This window comes from Sphingomonas sp. M1A8_2b, from assembly GCF_053345535.1.
Genome location: NZ_JBKFAH010000001.1, coordinates 529,326 through 546,782 on the forward strand (window position 1 = coordinate 529,326; position 17,457 = coordinate 546,782).

The 17,457-nt window shown below is 67.6% G+C and carries 19 protein-coding genes; 11 read left to right on the plus strand and 8 right to left on the minus strand.

What is annotated here, in order from left to right; translation table 11 throughout:
• The first annotated feature begins 18 nt into the window (after positions 1-18).
• Positions 19-2,733: a TonB-dependent receptor gene (locus ACLBWL_RS02610; protein WP_447789975.1), complete on the plus strand. Its 2,715-nt coding sequence runs from the start codon at positions 19-21 to the stop codon at positions 2,731-2,733.
• Between the two features lie 154 nt (positions 2,734-2,887).
• On the opposite strand, the gene ACLBWL_RS02615 is transcribed toward ACLBWL_RS02610, so the two are convergent.
• Positions 2,888-4,426 (minus strand): ABC transporter permease/substrate-binding protein, encoded by a 1,539-nt coding sequence (locus ACLBWL_RS02615; protein WP_447789977.1) that lies wholly within the window; start codon positions 4,424-4,426, stop codon positions 2,888-2,890.
• On the minus strand, positions 4,423-5,184 hold the full coding sequence (locus tag ACLBWL_RS02620; RefSeq protein ID WP_447789979.1) for an ATP-binding cassette domain-containing protein: 762 nt from the start codon (positions 5,182-5,184) through the stop codon (positions 4,423-4,425). Before ACLBWL_RS02620 ends, ACLBWL_RS02615 begins: the two co-directional genes overlap by 4 nt.
• A 67-nt stretch (positions 5,185-5,251) precedes the next feature.
• Between ACLBWL_RS02620 and ACLBWL_RS02625 the strand changes: the two genes are divergently transcribed.
• Positions 5,252-6,046: an SDR family oxidoreductase gene (locus ACLBWL_RS02625; protein WP_447789981.1), complete on the plus strand. Its 795-nt coding sequence runs from the start codon at positions 5,252-5,254 to the stop codon at positions 6,044-6,046.
• A gap of 175 nt (positions 6,047-6,221) precedes the next feature.
• Here the strand turns inward: ACLBWL_RS02625 and ACLBWL_RS02630 are convergent, their stop codons facing one another.
• Positions 6,222-6,518: a 4a-hydroxytetrahydrobiopterin dehydratase gene (locus ACLBWL_RS02630; RefSeq protein WP_056054351.1), complete on the minus strand. Its 297-nt coding sequence runs from the start codon at positions 6,516-6,518 to the stop codon at positions 6,222-6,224.
• A 48-nt stretch (positions 6,519-6,566) separates the two neighbouring features.
• Here ACLBWL_RS02630 and ACLBWL_RS02635 point away from each other — a divergent pair, with 48 nt between their 5' ends.
• Genes ACLBWL_RS02635 through ccmB form a run of 3 tightly spaced genes read left to right on the plus strand, consistent with a single transcriptional unit; the run spans position 6,567 to position 8,208 of the window.
• The gene (locus tag ACLBWL_RS02635; protein WP_447789983.1) at positions 6,567-6,989 is read left to right on the plus strand and encodes a metallopeptidase family protein; all 423 of its coding nucleotides are present in this window, start codon (positions 6,567-6,569) and stop codon (positions 6,987-6,989) included.
• Entirely contained in the window at positions 6,986-7,570 is a 585-nt protein-coding gene (gene ccmA / locus ACLBWL_RS02640; protein WP_447789985.1) for a heme ABC exporter ATP-binding protein CcmA, read from the plus strand. The genes ACLBWL_RS02635 and ccmA overlap by 4 nt, the downstream gene beginning before the upstream one ends.
• Positions 7,567-8,208, plus strand: a complete 642-nt coding sequence (gene ccmB / locus ACLBWL_RS02645; RefSeq protein WP_447789987.1) for a heme exporter protein CcmB — start codon at positions 7,567-7,569, stop codon at positions 8,206-8,208. Before ccmA ends, ccmB begins: the two co-directional genes overlap by 4 nt.
• A gap of 68 nt (positions 8,209-8,276) precedes the next feature.
• Here the strand turns inward: ccmB and ACLBWL_RS02650 are convergent, their stop codons facing one another.
• Together ACLBWL_RS02650 and ACLBWL_RS02655 are read right to left on the minus strand one after the other, a co-directional pair.
• Entirely contained in the window at positions 8,277-8,402 is a 126-nt protein-coding gene (locus tag ACLBWL_RS02650; RefSeq protein ID WP_259466878.1) for a hypothetical protein, read from the minus strand.
• Between the two features lie 53 nt (positions 8,403-8,455).
• Positions 8,456-8,881 carry a DUF1810 domain-containing protein gene (locus ACLBWL_RS02655; protein ID WP_447791961.1) on the minus strand — a complete coding sequence of 142 codons (426 nt, stop codon included), beginning with the start codon at positions 8,879-8,881 and terminating at the stop codon, positions 8,456-8,458.
• A 91-nt stretch (positions 8,882-8,972) separates the two neighbouring features.
• On the opposite strand from ACLBWL_RS02655, the gene ACLBWL_RS02660 reads away from it, so the two are divergent.
• The gene (locus ACLBWL_RS02660) at positions 8,973-9,533 is read left to right on the plus strand and encodes a hypothetical protein (RefSeq protein WP_447789989.1); all 561 of its coding nucleotides are present in this window, start codon (positions 8,973-8,975) and stop codon (positions 9,531-9,533) included.
• A 4-nt stretch (positions 9,534-9,537) separates the two neighbouring features.
• Positions 9,538-10,194 carry a YbhB/YbcL family Raf kinase inhibitor-like protein gene (locus tag ACLBWL_RS02665; protein WP_447789991.1) on the plus strand — a complete coding sequence of 219 codons (657 nt, stop codon included), beginning with the start codon at positions 9,538-9,540 and terminating at the stop codon, positions 10,192-10,194.
• Between the two features lie 400 nt (positions 10,195-10,594).
• On the opposite strand, the gene ACLBWL_RS02670 is transcribed toward ACLBWL_RS02665, so the two are convergent.
• Together ACLBWL_RS02670 and ACLBWL_RS02675 are read right to left on the minus strand one after the other, a co-directional pair.
• Complete coding sequence (locus ACLBWL_RS02670; RefSeq protein ID WP_447789993.1) at positions 10,595-11,647, minus strand: diguanylate cyclase; 1,053 nt, start codon at positions 11,645-11,647, stop codon at positions 10,595-10,597.
• 104 nt (positions 11,648-11,751) lie between these two features.
• The gene (locus tag ACLBWL_RS02675; RefSeq protein WP_447789995.1) at positions 11,752-12,291 is read right to left on the minus strand and encodes a peroxiredoxin; all 540 of its coding nucleotides are present in this window, start codon (positions 12,289-12,291) and stop codon (positions 11,752-11,754) included.
• 90 nt (positions 12,292-12,381) lie between these two features.
• Between ACLBWL_RS02675 and ACLBWL_RS02680 the strand changes: the two genes are divergently transcribed.
• Positions 12,382-13,194, plus strand: a complete 813-nt coding sequence (locus tag ACLBWL_RS02680; protein ID WP_447789997.1) for an inositol monophosphatase family protein — start codon at positions 12,382-12,384, stop codon at positions 13,192-13,194.
• A 699-nt stretch (positions 13,195-13,893) separates the two neighbouring features.
• On the opposite strand, the gene ACLBWL_RS02685 is transcribed toward ACLBWL_RS02680, so the two are convergent.
• The gene (locus tag ACLBWL_RS02685) at positions 13,894-16,041 is read right to left on the minus strand and encodes an AsmA family protein (RefSeq protein WP_447789999.1); all 2,148 of its coding nucleotides are present in this window, start codon (positions 16,039-16,041) and stop codon (positions 13,894-13,896) included.
• Between the two features lie 182 nt (positions 16,042-16,223).
• Between ACLBWL_RS02685 and rpmI the strand changes: the two genes are divergently transcribed.
• The 3 genes from rpmI to ACLBWL_RS02700 all read left to right on the plus strand — a co-directional run bounded on the left by rpmI (position 16,224) and on the right by ACLBWL_RS02700 (position 17,446).
• The gene (rpmI, locus tag ACLBWL_RS02690) at positions 16,224-16,427 is read left to right on the plus strand and encodes a 50S ribosomal protein L35 (RefSeq protein WP_031395289.1); all 204 of its coding nucleotides are present in this window, start codon (positions 16,224-16,226) and stop codon (positions 16,425-16,427) included.
• A gap of 19 nt (positions 16,428-16,446) precedes the next feature.
• Entirely contained in the window at positions 16,447-16,812 is a 366-nt protein-coding gene (rplT, locus tag ACLBWL_RS02695; RefSeq protein ID WP_056054375.1) for a 50S ribosomal protein L20, read from the plus strand.
• A gap of 304 nt (positions 16,813-17,116) precedes the next feature.
• Positions 17,117-17,446, plus strand: a complete 330-nt coding sequence (locus ACLBWL_RS02700) for a GIY-YIG nuclease family protein (RefSeq protein WP_056061401.1) — start codon at positions 17,117-17,119, stop codon at positions 17,444-17,446.
• The last annotated feature ends 11 nt before the right edge of the window (positions 17,447-17,457 follow it).

Here is a 17,457-nt window from a genome sequence, read left to right on the forward strand (position 1 = left end):
ATGCGCATATTGGGTCTGATGCTCGCGACGAGCGTGCCGGCACTGGCGACCGCGCAACAGGCGCCCGCGCCCGCCGTGCCTGCAACGACGCCGACGACGACACTAACGACGCCGTCGGCGTCGGTCGCGGCGAGCCCCGCGGCGCAGACGACGGCCCCGACCTCTACCACCCCGCCAACCGCCGAGCCGACAGCGGAACAGGACGAGGCGGCCGATTCGGAAGAGATCGTCGTGACCGGATCGCGCAAGCCACGCGGGTCGGTGATCGGCGATATCCCGCCCGACCAGACGATCGGCCAGTCGGAAATCCGCTCCTACGGCGTCAGTTCGATCTCCGACCTGTTGAGCGAACTCAGCCCGCAGACGACCAGCGGACGCGGCAGCGGCGGTGCGCCGGTGGTGCTGCTCAACGGCCGCCGCATCTCGAGCTTCTCCGAGATCCGCGACATTCCGACCGAGGCGATCCAGCGCGTCGAGATCCTGCCCGAGGAAGTCGCGCTCAAATACGGCTATCGCGCCGATCAGAAGGTCGTGAACTTCGTCCTGCGCCGCCGCTTCCGCGCGGTCACCGTCGAGGGCGTCGACACGATGCCGACCGAGGGGGGCAGCAATTCGCCCGACGGCAAGCTCGACCTGCTCAGCATCGCCCGCGATCGCCGGGTCAACCTGCACGCCGAATACACCTCATCGTCGGCGCTGACGGAGGCCGAGCGCGATATCGTCCCGACAACAACCGGTGCCGGCAGCACTGCGGTAGGCGCCAACGGCGCGGTCGTCGACCCGACACCATACCGCACGCTCCAGGCCGCAACGAACACATTCACCGCGAACAGCGTCTACGCGCGCAACATCTTCGGCAACGTCGGTGCGACGATCAACGCCCGGCTCGAATCGACCGACAGCCGCAGCCTCAACGGGCTGCCGATCGCGCGGCTGACGCTCGCCGACGGCACGACCGTCAATCGCGCGCTGGACGACGCGGGTTTCCTGCCGCTCGCGCAACGCGTCTCGTCGATCTCGGCGCATCTCGGCACCACGCTCAACGGCGATATCGGCACGTGGCGCTGGAACGTCACGGGCAATTACGATCGCAGCGACACGCAGACCTTCACCGATACCGGCGTCGATTCGACCGCATTCCAGGCGCGGCTGAACGCGGGCGACCCAACCGCCAACCCGTTCGCCCGGCTGTCCGCCAGCGATATCGGCGCCGCGCCCGGCAATCGCGCCTATGCGACGCAGAACACCGGCGAGATCGACGCGGTGCTCAACGGCACGGTGTTCGACCTGCCCGCCGGCGCGGTCTCGACGACGATCAAGCTGGGTGGCCAGACCGCGGATTTCGACAGCCGCTCCTATCGCGCCGGGCTGACGCAGCGCGGCCAGGTGTCGCGCGATACCGTCAACGGCCAGGTCAACATCGACGTCCCGATCGCCAGCCGCGGCAAGGACGTGCTGCCGTTCCTCGGCACGTTGTCGGCGAACTTCAATCTGGCGGAGGACCATCTGTCGGACCTCGGGACGCTGACCACGCTCGGCTATGGCGCGAACTGGTCGCCGATCGAGGGCGTGCGGCTGATCGCGTCGGTCACCGATACCGACGAGGCACCGACCGCGCAGCAGCTCGGCAACCCGTCGATCACCACGCCCAACGTCCGCATCTTCGATTATGTCCGCGGCACCACCGCGACGGTCACGACGATCAGCGGCGGCAATCCGGCGCTGGTCTCGGACAATAACCACGTCCGCAAGCTCGGCCTGACGCTCAAGCCGTGGAGCAAGAAGGATCTGAGCTTCACCGCGAACTACGTCTCGAGCCGCGTCGACAATCCGATCGCCGCGTTCCCGAGCGCGACCGCATCGATCGAGGCGGCGTTCCCCGATCGCTTTACGCGCGATGCGAGCGGCAATCTGCTCCAGGTCGACAGCCGGCCGATCAATTTCGCGCGCAGCGAGCGCTCCGAATTGCGCTGGGGGATCAATTTCTCCGCGCCGCTGAAGTCGAAGATCCAGAAGGAGCTCGAGGCGTACCGCGCCGGCACCGGTCCCAATCCGTTCGAGGGTCTGCAACCCCCCGGCGGCTTTCGTCGACCCGATGGCGCGGGCGGCGACGGCCCGCGTGGCGATGGCCCGCGTGGCGCAGGGGCTCGCGAGGGTGGCCCCGGTGGCGGCGGTCCAGGTGGCGGTGGCGGCGGTCCTGGTGGTGGCGGCGGCCGTTTCGGCGGCGGCGGGCGCGGGCAGGCGGGCGGACGACTGCAATTCGCGTTCTACCACACCTGGCATTTCACCGACCGCGTGCTCGTCGCCGACGGCGGCCCGAGCCTGAACCTGCTGAACGGCGATGCGATCGGCAGCAGCGGCGGCCAGTCGCGCCACGAACTCGAGGCGCAGGCCGGCTATAGCAACAACGGCGTCGGCGTCCGGCTGTCCGCGCAATATGCGAGCGGCACGCGCGTGAACGGCGGCACGCTTGCCGCACCCGAAACGCTCAACTTCGGCGGCCTCGCGACCGCCAACGCACGGCTGTTCGCGGATCTCGGCCAGCGTCTCGAATGGGTAAAGGCGCACCCGTGGCTGCGCGGCATGCGCGTGAGCCTTGCGGTCACCAATATCCTCAACACCCGCCAGCGCGTCACCGACGCGACCGGCGCGACCCCGAACAGCTATCAGCCGGACTACCTCGATCCGCTAGGCCGCACGGTCAGGCTCAGCATCCGCAAGCTGTTCTTCTAAGCCTCCCTCGCCCCTACGGGGAGAGGGAGGGGCCCGCGCGCGCTTGCGCGTGGGAGGGTGAGGGGTGTGAGGCTCGGGACGCGAGTCCCAACGACCCCTCTCCCTCCCGTCGCAAGCGCTCCTCCTTCCCTCTCCCCGAAGGGGCGAGGGAAACTTAGAGCCCGACCTTCGCCGCCAGCCACCGCGCCGCTGCCTCGGGCGTCTGCTTGTCCGCATCGCGGTCGACCTGATAATTCGCCGTCCGCATCGCTTCGACCGGAATCCGCCCGACCAGCGGCGTCAGCGCGGCGAGGAACTTCGCATCGCCAGCCCGCTTCGGCGAAACCATCAGGATCGCGTCGTAGCCGGGGATCGCGTGCCGCGGATCGCTCAGCACGGTCAGCCGATCCGCGGCGATCCGCCCATCGGACGAGAACGCCGAGATCACATCGACATTCCCGCTTTCGAGCGCGCGGTACATGAAGGTCGGGCTGTACGGCGTCGTCTTGGCGAACCGCAACGGATAGGCGCGCTTCACCGCCGCCCATTCGGGCCGCTCGAGAAACTCCAGGTCGCTGCCTAGCGTCATCGTCGGCGCCGCCCCGACCAGATCTTCGAGGCTTGCGATCCCCTTCGTCTTGGCCGCGTCCGACTTCATCGCGAACGCATAGGCATTCTCGAACCCGAGCGACCCGACCAGGCCGACCCCATGCTCGCGCTTGGCCCAGGCGCCGATCGCCGCGACCATCGGCCGACGCTCGGGCACGTCGTGCCGCTTCATCTCGTTCGCCCAGATCGTCCCGGCGTAATCGACATACACATCGATATCCCCGGTCGAGAGCGCCCCAAACACCACCGCCGAGCCCAGTCCGTCGCGGTACTGCACGGTATATCCCTCATGCTCCAACCGGTCGCCAATGAGCCGCGCGAGGATATATTGCTCGGAGAAATTCTTCGCACCGACCACCACCGTCCGGTCGCCGCCGCTCCTCGGCCATAGCGGCGCGGTCGCCACGGCGGTCCCCGCCACCAGCATCGCGGTGCACGCGATCCACAGCCAGCGCCGCCGCGCGCGGATGCCGTATTCGATCCCGCCGATCAGCGCATCGACCGCCAGCGCCAGCGCCGCCGCCGAGACGCAGCCGGCCAGCACCAGCGCCCAGTTCTGCGTCTGGAGCCCGGCGAAGATCATGTCGCCCAGACTCGGCTGACCCACGGTGGTCGACAGCGTCGCGGCACCGATCGTCCACACCGCCGCGGTGCGGATGCCCGCGATCAGGACAGGCGCGACCAGCGGCGCCTCGACCAGCCGCAGCTTTTGCGCGGGCGTCATCCCGACCGCATCCGCCGCCTGGATCACCGCGGGATCGAGCCCGTGCAGCCCCGCCACCGCATTGCGCAGGATCGGCAGCAGCGCATACAGCGTCAACGCGATCAGCGACGGCAGGAAGCCAAGCGCGGGAATGCCGCCGCCGACGAGCGCGGAGAGGCTCAGCAGCAGCGGATAGAACAGGGCAAGAAGCGCCAGGCTCGGGATGGTCTGGACGAGGCTCGCAAACCCGAGTGATACGCGCGCGACGGTGGCGTTGCGCGCCGACCAGATCCCCAGCGGCAGGCTGATCGCGATCCCCAGCAGCAGCGCCGACGCCGACAGCAGCACATGCGCGGCGAGCAGCGGCGGCACGCGGCCGAGCGCATCGAGAAACGCGCTCACGAAACCAGCGCCTGCAAGCGTTCGGCCTGCGCGCGCGGCACCTGCACCAGCGCCTGCGCGTCGTCGCCACCCTTGCCCGACACCAGCTCGGTCGGCGTCGCGTCGGCGACGATCCGCCCCGTTTTCATCACCAGCACGCGGTCCGCGAGCAACAGCGCCTCCGCCATGTCGTGGGTCACCAGGATCGTCGTCAGCCCGAGCCGGTCGTGCAACTCGCGGATCCGCGTCCCCAGCGCATCACGCGTGACCGGATCGAGCGCGCCGAACGCCTCGTCGAGCAATAGCAGTTTGGCCCCCGGGGCGAGCGCGCGGGCGATTCCAACGCGCTGGCGCTGCCCGCCCGACAGCGCGTCGGGCATCCGGCCCGCGACATCGCGCGGCAGGTCGACCAGATCGAGCAGCTCGCCGACCTTGGCCTCGTCGCGTCGTCCCGCGATCCGCAGCCCGATCGCGATATTTTCGGCGATCGTCATGTGCGGGAACAGGCCGATATTCTGGAACACATAGCCGATCCGCCGACGCAGTTCGGGCGCAGGCTCGCCCGCGACGTCGGCACCGTCGATCGTCACGCGTCCCTCGCTCGGCTCGACCAGCCGGTTGATCGTCTTGAGCAAGGTCGACTTGCCCGATCCCGACGTCCCGACCAGCGCGACGAAGGCGCGGGGAGCGATCTTCAGCGAAACGCCGTCGACCGCGATCGTCGACCCGTACCGCTTGGTGACTCGTTCGAAAGCGAGCGCTGGTGAATTGTCTGGCATCTGCGCGCAGGATGCGGGAAACATACCGTAAAATCAAATGACCAAAAACAATAAGGGGAGCGATGTCATGACGCAGCAGAGCATTTTCATCACCGGCGGTGGATCGGGAATTGGGCGTGCGACGGCATTGTTGTTCGCGCGGAAAGGCTGGCGGGTCGGGCTCGCCGACGTCAACGTCGCCGGGCTCGCCGAGACCGCCGCGCTGCTGCCCGATGGCATGGCGACGACCTACCGGATGGACGTGCGCGACCGCAACGCCTGGACCGCCTGCCTCGACGCGTTCGTCGCCACCACCGGCGGGCGGCTCGACGTGCTGTTCAACAATGCCGGGGTGGGCTCGGGCGGACCGCTGGCGGAGACCGATTTCGCCGAGATCGACCGGGTGATCGCGATCAACCTGGTCGGCGCGCTCAACGGCGCGCGGATCGGCCATGCCTATCTCAAGCGTACGCCCGGCTCGTGCCTGCTCAACACCGCGTCCGCCTCGGCGATCTACGGCTCGGCGGGTCTCGCGCCCTATTCCGCGACGAAATTCGGCGTGCGCGCGATCACCGAGGCGCTCGACGGCGAATGGGCGGCGGACGGAATCAAGGTGCGCGCTATCGTGCCGAGCTTCATTGACACGCCGTTGCTGGATTCGGCCGCAGGTGGCAGCAATCGCTCGATCCGCGACACGGTGACGGGCGCGGGCCTCGAACTCACCGGCGTCGACAAGGTGGCGGAGGCTGCGTGGGCCGCAGTCCATGGCGACAAGGTCCACACCTACGTGGGCAAGACCGCGCACCGCATGGCGTTCGCGGCACGGTGGATGCCGGGCAGCCTGCGCAAACGGATGCGCGCTGGCCGGCGGATGCAGGAGTAGCGGGCTGCACCGCGGAAGGCAGGAGCAGAAGACGCACGAGCGTCGCACCACCCCGGCGAAGGCCGGGGCCCAATTGGAAAGGCTGAAGTAACGACGCCCGCCCTGCGTTGGCAACGTCCCCCAATTGGGCCCCGGCCTACGCCGGGGTGGTACGCTAAGGTACGGGAATTATACTTCAGGCGTCCCCCACGATCGCGTCGATCGCCTCCGCCATCTCGATATCGCGCGGGCTCAGGCCCCCCGCGTCATGCGTGGTCAGCAGGATTTCCACCCGGTTCCAGACGTTCTTCCACTCCGGATGATGGTTCGCGCGCTCGGCGATCAGCGCGACCTGCGTCATGAACCCGAACGCCTCGACGAAATCGGCGAACACGATCGTCCGCGTGATCGCGTCGCGCGCATCGTCGTAATCCCACTCGTCCAGCCCATCGAGCGCCTCGGCCCGCTCGGTTTCGTTCAGCGCTTCGACCATCCGCGTATCCCTTGCCGCTATCGTTGCCCACCGCGTATGGCTGCGCGCATGAGCGGGCAAGCGACATTCTCCGGCCAGGCACCAGATGCCGACGCGATCGAGGCGATCGCGCGGGCGACGATCGCCAGGCTCCCCGCGCAGTTCGCCGTGCATCTCGGCGACATCGTCTTCGCGATCGAGGAATATGCCGACGACGAGACGCTCGCCGCGCTCGGGCTTGACCATCCGCTCGACCTGTCGGGCCTGTATCACGGTCGCCCGCTCGGCGAGAAATCGTCGATGGATTCGGGGATGATGCCCGACCGCATCGTGCTCTACCGTCGCGCGATCCTCGAGGAATGGATCGAGACCGGCGTCCGGCTCGACGACCTCGTCGCGCATGTCACGATCCACGAGATCGGCCATCATTTCGGCCTCAGCGACGACGACATGCACGCACTGGAAGACTCCGCCGAAGATGGGACGCCGTGACGCTCCGGTTCGAGACCGTCGCCTGCGTACGCGGCGGCCGGATGCTGTTCTCCAACCTGTCGTTCGCGCTGGCGCCGGGTGATGCGGCGGTCGTCACCGGCCCCAACGGTGTCGGCAAGTCGAGCCTGATCCGCCTCGCCGCCGGGCTGCTGACGCCGTCCGAGGGCAGCGTGTCGTGCGACGCCGCCATCGCGCTGCTGACCGAGGCCAGCGCGCTGGATGCCGACCAGCGGCTGGGTGAAGCGCTGCGCTTCTGGGCAACGCTCGACCCCGCGCTAGACCGGGCGCCTGATCCCGACGACCGCGTCGCGCGCGCGCTCGCCGTGCTGGATCTGGCCGCGTTGTCGGACATTCCGGTACGCCTCCTGTCGACCGGCCAGCGTCGCCGTGCCGCGCTCGCGCGGGTCGCCGCCAGCGAGGCCCCGGTCTGGCTGCTCGACGAACCCGCCAACGGCCTGGACGCGCACGCGGTCACGCGGCTGGAAACGCTGATCGCGCACCACCGGGCGGGTGGTGGTATCGCTCTCGTCGCCACGCATCTCCCGCTCGCCATGCCGGGTGCGCAGGCGATCGCCCTGTGATCGCGATCATCCGCCGCGACCTTCGCCGCAGCGTCGCGAGCGGCGGCGCCACCCTGGTCGTCGCGTTCTTCCTGCTGGTCGCGGTGCTGTTCCCGTTCGCGATCGGCCCGGATGCCGCGTTACTCGCGCGGATCGGCGGCGGCGTGATCTGGACGGCGGCGTTGCTCGCGGCGTTGCTCCCGGTCGAACGGCTGGTCGCGACCGATCTGGAGGCAGGCGTGTTCGACCAGTTCGCGGTGCGCGGCCTGTCGATGACCGCGGTCGCGCTCGCCAAGACGATCGCGCACTGGCTGAGCTTCGGCCCGCCGCTGATGCTCGCTGCGGTGATCGCCGCCGGCCTGCTCAACTTGTCCGCCGACACGCTGTTCCGCGTCGAGCTCGGCCTGTTGATCGGCACGCCCGGCCTCGCCGCACTCGCGGTCGTCACCAGCGCGCTCGTCGCCGGCGTTCGCGGCGGCGGTGCGGTCACCGGTCTGGTCATGCTCCCGCTCGCCGTCCCGGTACTGATCTTCGGCGCCGGCGCGCTCGACGTGGCGAGCGGCGCGGGCGCGCTGAAGCTGCTCGGCGCGGTCAGCCTGACGCTGGTCGCGGGCGCACCGTTCATCGCCGCCGCGGCAATTCGCGCCGCCCTGGACTAGAGCCCTCTAGTCCCCTCCCGATCAGGGAGGGGAGAAGATAGGTAGCCCGCTCAGTTGAGCGCCATCATCTAGTTTAGGGTGGTCATCTCCACGGCCTTGCCCTTGCTGGTCGGGTTCGACGCGTTGGCCTTGGGCGCCTTTTCGGCCTTGGGCTTGCGGACTTCCTTGTTCGACTTCTTCTGGCTCTTCGCCATGACCACACCTCAGGGAGCGGAACGCCCCGTTGCCATCGTACACGGTTACGGCGTCATGCCCGCATGGTATCGAGCAGCGCGATCGTCGCCGGATCCTCCGCGCCACCGAAAAACCGGTCGAGCGCGGCGCGGAACGGCGCCGAATCGTCGGCGACGCGCGCGAACAGCGTCATCGACGAGCGCAGCTTCACCGCATCGATCGCACCCAGGATCCGCTCGGCCGAGCCGCGCGCGCGCGTGACCGTCTCCGTCGCCTCGATCAGGCGGGGGCCGAGCACCGGATGCGCGAGGTAGGCGCGGGCCTCCGCCACCGCGCCGATCGCATAGGTCCGCGCCATCGCGCTGTGGCCGAGCCCGGCGATCTGCGGAAAGACGAACCACATCCAGTGGCTGCATTTGGCACCCGCGCGCAATTCGGCGAGCGCCTGTGGATAGACGTCGGCTTGCGCCGCGACGAAGCGTTCGAGACGGTGTAGCATGCGGTTCAGGTGGTCGTCGGCGGACGCGACCGCAACCGCAACCGGTGTGCCCGGCAGAGCGTTCGACGCGTAACGAACAAGGACAATGCCCATGAAGACGATGATCGCGCCCGTAAAGACGATGATCGCGGCAGCACTTCTCGCGATACCGCTGGTGCTGGGGGCATGTGGGCGCAAGGACGATGCTGCGAACACCGTCTCGGCGAGCGGGTTCACGCCGCCCGAGACGCGCGCGCCGACGCCGATTCCGGGACAGGCGCAGACCACGCCGATCACCGCCTATGTCGGCAAATACCCGCATGATGCGGTCGACGGCGTCGGCTTCTTCGATCGCACCGAAGTCGCCACCGGGCTCGTCGATGCGGTCGGCGATGCCAAGCTGCGCGAGACGATCCGCGGCCGGTCGGGGCCCGAGACGCCGGTCTTCACCATCAACCGCAACGTCGGCAAGCCCGGCGGCGGACCGCGGATCGCCGCCTGGGGGTGCGAACAGCATAATTGCAGCGACCGCAACTGGACGGTGCTGGTCGATCCCAAGGGCGGCAAGACCGAGGTCTGCTATCACGACGCCGCCAAGATGGCCGCGCGCAGCGAATGGTATTCCGGCGGCGCACCCGAGCTGCGCGACGAACCCTGTCCATCGGAGGGCTGACCCGGTGCTCGAACATATCCCCGCCTGGCTGGGGCACGCGATGAGCGGCCTGCGCGCCGGCGACGACAAGCTCGCGATCGTCCAGGTCTGCGGCACACCCGACGATACGCTCGCCTCGATCGATCTTTCGAGTCCCGCGTTCGCGCACGAAGCGCGGCTCCCCCCGCGGTTTACGCAGGACGGTCGGGCAGACGGCGCGGGCGTATCACCGCCGCTGGTCTGGACCGAGCCGCCGGCGGGGACACAGACGATGGTGCTGATGGTCGAGGATCCCGATGCCCCCACGCCGCAACCGCTCGTGCATGCGATCGTGTGGGGCCTGGATGTCGGGTCGGGACGCCTTGAGGAAGGCGCGATCGGGGCCGATGGCGCGGGCGACTCGGCCGGGCGCGACGTGGGGCGTAATTCCTATCTCCGCGAAGGCTGGTTGCCGCCCGATCCCCCGAGCGGGCATGGCGAGCATCGCTACGTCTTCCAGCTGTTCGCGGTCGGTGCGGGTGCGGGCGATCCCGGCACGACACCCGGACGATCCGCCGTGATCGAGGCGATCACCGGCCATGTGCTGGCGGCGGGGGTGCTGATCGGCACCTATTCGCGCGATGAGGAGGTTCCGGTCGGGCCGGTAGGGTCGGTCGAGAGTGGCGGGGCGGCGTTGGCCTGAACGCCAGTCTGAACGCCAGTCTGAACGCCAGTCTGAACGGCGGCCTCAACGATGGGCCTGAACGACGTCTCGTTCTACGCGCATGGTCCTGTCGGTTTGGCTGGGGGGACCGCGTTCAGGCGATGGGGATGATCGGCGTGGCGGTGCTGACCGCGATGGCGGCGAAGAAGAGTGCGCCGACGAACGAGATGGCGATACGCTGAGCGGTTTCGAAACGGAACGACATGGGGATTTCCTTCGATCTTCGAGGGGCCGGACCATCCGGCCCCCGATGTCGAAAGCATTGCATGCGGCGTGCCAGTTCGAGATGTCGTTGTTTTCGCGCGACTTTCTATTCCGGTGGCAGCGCAGTTGGTAAATTCCACCACTTGCACCGCGCGGATTGCACCATTTTACGGGATCAGGCGGCGCAGATCCGATCGCGTCCCTGTTCCTTGGCGGTATAGAGCAGGCGGTCGGCGCGACAGAACGCGATATCCGACGTCTCGTCGGCATGGATCGCGGTGATTCCCGCCGAAAAGGTGATGCTGCCAAGCGACGCATCGGTGTCGCGGTTGCGGAACCGCTTGGCCGCGACCGTCGCGCGGACCCGGTCGAGCAGTTTCGCGGCATCCGCGAGCGTGATGCCCTGGATCAACAGCGCAAACTCCTCGCCACCGTGGCGGACGACGAGGTGCGGCGCGCATTCGCTCGCCAGCGCCTGGCCGATCGCGATGAGCACGCGGTCGCCGACACCGTGGCCGTGCAGATCGTTGACGCCCTTGAACCGGTCGATGTCGCACACCGCCAGGCAATAGGGTCCGGCGTCGAGGTCGCGTTCGGCGAAGGCCTCCTCGAACGCGCGGCGATTGGGCAGGCCGGTCAGCATGTCGCGCCGGGCGATGTCGCGTGCCTCGGCCAGTTTCGTACGGAGCAGGTCCGCTTCGGCGGTCGCCGTTGCGAGTCGCACTTCGCTGTCGTGGACTCGGCCGATCATCGTCGTCGTGATCTGCGTGATCTCGTCGATTTCGGCGATCTGCGTGATCGCCGCGGCGCTTTTCGCGAGGTCGCGGCCGAAGCCGCGCGTTTCCGCCTGCATCGTCCGCACGATCTGGGTGAAGTCGTCGACCTGATTCTCGGTTTCGGTGACCAGCGATATCGCGCTGTCGACGCCGGCGTCGGCGATGTCGGCCTGCGCCTTTTCGGAGGCGCGCCGACAGGACGGGGCGCCGTCGACGACTCGCCCGCCGAGTCGTTCGATGTCGTGGCGGCTCAGGCGGACGCCGCCATCGGTCAACCGGGCGACCTCCTGCCCCAGTGGCGCGTCTGGGGCTGACAGGACGGCGAACGCGAAGCCGTAATGCGCGGGATCGGGGCTCAGGCCGTGCTCGTCAAGAAACCTGCCGATACGATCGTACAGCGAATCCTGCGGGTCTGCCCCCGATACCGATCTGGTCGCTCGCGCGTCCCCCATGATTTCCTCCGCGTCCCCGACATAGCGATAGACCCGAAAGCGTTAGCATACCGTCACCAAAACGGCAGTTATTTGCCGGTCAGCGTTTATTTGCCGGGCTGGCCTTATTTGCCCGTCAGCTTTTCGACCGCAGCCAGCGTCGTCGACACGTGTGCGGCCGGGTTCATCTCGTCATGGACGAAGGCGATGCGACCATCCTTGGCGATGACATAGCTGGTACGCTTGGTCAGGTTGCGGCCTTCCATCATCTTGCCGAGCGCGACGTCATAGCCCTTGACCACCGCCGGGCCTGCGCTGGCGACCGCGAACTTGCCCGCGCATTTCTCGGCGGAGAATTTGCTGAGCGTCTCGACAGTGTCCGCCGACATGCCGATCACGGTCGCGCCGGCCTTGGTGAAGGCGGGGATCGCCTCCGCAAACGCATGCGCCTCGGCGTTGCAACCGCCGGTGTAGGCCGCCGGGAAGAAGTAGAGCACGACCGGGCCCTTCTTGAGCTGGTCGGCGAGATGGACCGAGAACACCTTGCCCGCGATCGCACCACGCGTGGTGAAATCGGGGGCCTTGGCACCGACCGGCAGCGCCGCGAAGGCGGGGGCGGCCGAAATCATGAGGGCGGCGGCAGCGGCGAGAGTCGAAAGGCGCATGAACGATACTCCGGTTGGATTGCAACGGCCTACGCCCACGCGGGTGATCCGTCCATTGCTCGCGACGGCCGCGGCCGATAGGCAGGGGCCATGCCAGTCACCCAAGCCGATATCGATCTCGCGCACCGCCTCGCGGATGCTGCGGGCCACGTCATCCGACCCTATTTCCGCCATGAGCACGGCGTCGAGATCAAGGACGATCAGTCCCCCGTCACCCGCGCCGACCGCGAGGCCGAAGCCGCGATGCGCCGTCTGCTCGACGCGGAACGCTCGGGCGACGGCATCATCGGCGAGGAGTTCGGCGAGAAGGCGGGCGTCACCAACCGCAAATGGGTGCTCGACCCGATCGACGGCACGCGCAGTTTCACCGTCGGCCGCGCGATCTTCGGCACGCTGATCGCCTTGGTCGAGGATGGCTGGCCGGTGCTCGGGATCATCGACCAGCCGGTCCAGCGCGAACGCTGGGTCGGCGTCGCGGGCCGTCCGACGACGCTCAACGGCGTGCCGGTGCGGACGCGGATGTGCCGCGAACTCGCCGGTGCGACGATCGCCACCACCAGCCCGCATCTGTTCGACGAGGTCGACGTGGCGCCCTACCTCGCGCTGGTCGCCGCGATCTCGGGCGGCAACCCGCGCCAGGGTCCGGTCTATGGCGGCGACTGCTACAATTACGGCCTCCTCGCGAGCGGGCATCTCGACGTCGTCTGCGAATCGGGTCTCAAGATCTACGACTTCGCAGCCCTGGTGCCGGTGGTCGAAGGCGCGGGCGGCATGATGTGCGACTGGAACGGCGACCCGTTGACCGCCGACAGCGCCGGGCATGTCCTGGCGATCGGCGATCCGGCGCGATTGGATGACGTGCTCGAGGCGATGCACCGGCAGGCGGACGCCCACGACCATTGACCCAATCCCTTCCCGCCAGTGGAAGGGAGTAGAAGCGGATCACCTACCCCATACCCCCTTTCCGTCATCCCGGCGGAGGCCGGGACCCACGGACACGGAGCCCCACCAACGATACGAACCGAAACCATGGGCCCCGGCGTTCGCCGGGGTGACGGGATGGGTGGAGTTGGGGAGGGGGGGTAGCGCGTCAATCGATCAAAACGATAACAGCGCGGTCGCAATCGAAAAGCGTTCAAAACCAGGGCGCGCTTGATTGGAGGGAAAGCAGAGGTGGATCGCGCATTCCGAACCTCCCTGCTCCGTCATCCCGCCGGACGCCGGGACCCACGGACACGGTACGTCAGCCGTCGGAGCTAACCCTACCATCGGCCCCGGCGTCCGCCGGGGTGACGGGTTGGTGTGGGTGCTGGGGCACAGCCTTGCTTCGAGTTCGGCCGCAGGTGAATTAGGCCGCAGGTACTGCGACCCAACCCAAGCAGAGCGCGCTATTCAAGCGGACCGGCTTCTAAACAGCCTCCTACGGCTACTGCTATGTCTACGCCGTCAGGTCACGCTCACTCCGCTATCCGTCATCCCGGCGGACGCCGGGACCCATGGACCCGGAACGCCAGCCGTCTGCGCGGGGCCCAGTCATCGCTACTCGCCTCCGCCTGATGCCGGGCCGAGCAAGGTGGGGAAAGGGCGCTAAACTCGCCGCCCTCAGAAAATCCCCAGAAACTTTTTCCGCTGCCCCTTCTTATCCGCCCCAGACGTCTTCCCGTCCTCCGCCTTGGCCGTCGTCCCATGCCCCACGTCATCACGCGGCGCGCCCTTCGTCGTACGCTGCGCCGCCGCCGTCGCCCCCGCCAGCACCGGCCCGCACGCGGTCGATTTCGCATCGCCGACGTCGACGAACGCCAGGATCCCCGCGACCGGCGTCGCCACCAGCGCCAGCCCGAGGCCACTGCCGACCCGCGCGAGCAGGTCCTTCGAGATCACGTTGAGCTTCGGCGCGGCGAACATTCCGCCGACACTCACCGGGGACTGGCCCGCGAACAGGCTGAACTTCTTCGAGTCCGCGCGGAAGGCGAGATCGACCGCCTCGTTGCGGAAGCTGAACCCGCCGCGGCCGACGATCACGTTCTTGCGCGTGTCGATCAGGATCGGGTCCGCCGCCGCGACGCCGCCGCGCACGGTGAAGCCGATCAAGCCGCAGTTCATCTGCACCGGCTCGTTCAGCTGACCCTGGAACATCCGCTGCGCAAACGTGCCGATGTCGAGCTCGGCGAGCTGCACGTTGCGGACCGACAGCGCCCCCGACGGCAGCACGAACGCGATCCGCCCGCGCGATGACGCCAGCGAATCATGGATCGAATCGCCGCGCCCGTCGAGCTTGATCCGACCCTTGACGGTCCCGGTCGTCCCGGCCTCGGTCAGCCCATAGCCCTTGAGCAGTCGACCCAACGGCGTCGGCGCAAGGCGGATGTCGTACGACACCGCGCTCGGCCGCGCGCGCGTATCGAAGATCACGTCCGACGCGACGTTGCCGCGCGCCATCGAGAAGGTCAGCGGCGACAGCGCGAGGCGCCCGCGTTCCAGGTCGAGCGTCAGGTCGATGTTCGAAATCGGCAGGTTGCGCGACTTCACCACGCCGATCGTCCATTTCAGGTCGGCATCGAAGATCTGCATCGTCGCGACCGGCAGGTTCCCGTCGGGCAGCAGGCGTTGCGGTGCCGCGCCCGTCGCGGCGGCGGCGGCCACCGCGCCCTTCGTCTCGACGATGTCGGGATTGAAACCGATGAACGGCGCCGCATCGATGATGTCGAGGCTCTTGGTCGTGAGCACCGAATCGAGATGGATGCGCTCGCCGTTGACGATCGTCAGCTTGCCCGCGAGATCGGTCCGGCCGGCGATGCCGCGCAGATGCGTGAAGGCGTATTCGTCGCCCTGCTTGATGAGCTGCGCGCGCAGTTTGTAGGTCCGCGTGTTCGGGATCGCGACGTCGATCACGCCGAGCAGCGTCGACAGATTGGCGCCGCGTGCGGTCACCGCCAGCGGCACGTTCTCGACATCGGCGATGCTTGGCAGCGTGCCTGCGACGTCGATGATGTTGCCCGCCGCCCGCGCGCGCGCGACCAGCTTGTTCTGCCCGCGATTGGCGGTCGCGTCGGGCGACAGCAGTTGCGCGGTCACGGTGAACGGCGTCTCGCGCAGACGGCCTCTGCCCGTCAGCCCGACCGCGCGCCCGATCGTCGCGTCGACCGAGCGGATGTCGGCGATGTCGAGGTCCGCGACGATCCGCATCCGCGGGTCGAGATAGCGCACCGACGTACCCGTCACCGTCGCCACGTCGATCCGCGGAAACTCGAGCGGCTTGCCGCCCTTCTTCTCGGAGAACGTCCAGGTATTCGCGGTATGCGCCCTGTCCCATTCCAGATCGACCGCGCCGTTGACGAGGTCGAGCCAGTAGAGCCGCCGCTTGCCGAAGATCAGCGACAACGGTGCGATCCGCGTGTCGAGCTTGTCCGCGCGGAACAGGTTCGGCCGGCTCGCCCAGTCGGGGTTCGAGAGCGTGAAGTTCTCCGCGTACAGCTTGATCCGGAACGGCGCGAAATAGAGCTGGAAATCGCCGCGCACGGTCAGCGTGCGGTGGGTCAACGAGCCGACGACGCGCTCGAACGGATGCTTAAGGAATCGCCCCTTGGTGATGTACAGCACCAGCCAGATCGCGACGAGGACCGCGACGATCCCGAGCAGGATGTTGCGGATGATCCGCCGCTTGCGACGTTTTCGCGTCTCCACTGCAATGGGCGCCGGTGCGGGAGCCGGGGAGGGGGCGTCGATCGGCGGCGTCGGGCTGGCGTCCATGCAGGCCCTATCGCATGGCAATCGCGCGAGTTCCACAATGCGGGTTCCGCGACGGTTGATATTTGCGGCCAATGCGGATAGTGCGCCCGCTTCCTCGAAGGGAACGCGTTCGACGAATCGCCCGGCCAGTGTGGGCTGCCGCGGCGATTTCAGCGTCCTCCTTCGTAACCGAAAGGATAAAAATGCCCAAGCTGAAGACCAAGAGCGGCGTCAAGAAACGCTTCAAGCTCACCGCCACCGGCCTGCTCAAGCACGGCGTCGCCGGCAAGCGTCACCGTCTGGCGCATCACAACGGCAAGTACATCCGTCAGAACCGCGGCACCAAGCTGCTGTCCAAGGCCGATACCGCAGCAGTGAAGGCCTGGGCGCCTTACGGCCTGCGTTGAGCTGAGAAGGAATTAGACAATGGCACGCGTAAAACGGGGTGTTACCACCCGCGCCAAGCACAAGCGTATTTTGGTTCAGGCGAAGGGCTATTATGGCCGTCGCAAGAACACCATCCGCATCGCCCGTCAGGCCGTCGAGAAGGCCGGACAGTACGCATATCGCGACCGCAAGGTTAAGAAGCGCACGTTCCGCGGCCTCTGGATCCAGCGCATCAACGCCGGCGTCCGCGCCGAGGGTCTGACGTATTCGCAGTTCATGCACGGCGTGAAGCTTGCAGGGATCGAACTCGACCGCAAGGTCCTGGCCGACATCGCCATGCACGAGGGCGCTGCGTTCAGCGCCATCGTCGCCCAGGTGAAGGCGGCGCTTCCCCAGGCCGCGTAATTCGCGACTGAGGTGAGTTTCGGGAGGGCGTCGGTGGTTATCCACCGGCGCCCTTTCTGCGTTTGGGGCGAAGTGTTTGAGCGCTGGTGCCGAGAGGTTCAGATGCTTCCCGAACTACCCAAGCAATCCAACTTCCGTGGTCCCAACCCCCTCTCCGTCATCCCGGCGGACGCCGGGACCCATGGTTACGGCGGACCCGGCAATACCGTGCTACCATCACCCGGCCCGCTACCATGGGTCCCGGCTTCCGCCGGGATGACGGATGTTCAATATCCGGAGTTAGGGCGAACAAGGGGAGCACGAAATGCGCGAAACCTTCCAGCCGTGCGTCTACATCCTCCACTCCCGCCGCCACGGCACGCTCTACATCGGCGTCACCTCGAACTTGCTCGCACGCCTCGTTCAGCACCGAGAGGGGTTGATCCCCGGCTTCACTCGCCGGTACGGCATCAAGCGTCTCGCCTATTACGAGATGTTCGACACGATGGAGGCCGCGATCGTTCGCGAGAAGCGGCTGAAGGAGTGGCGAAGAGCGTGGAAGATCGAGTTGATCGAAGCGCGCAACGAGAATTGGGACGATCTGGGTATCGGCCTCGGGCTGCCCCGCCTAACCGAACCCGCCCTGGGAGTATGACGTGACGCAAG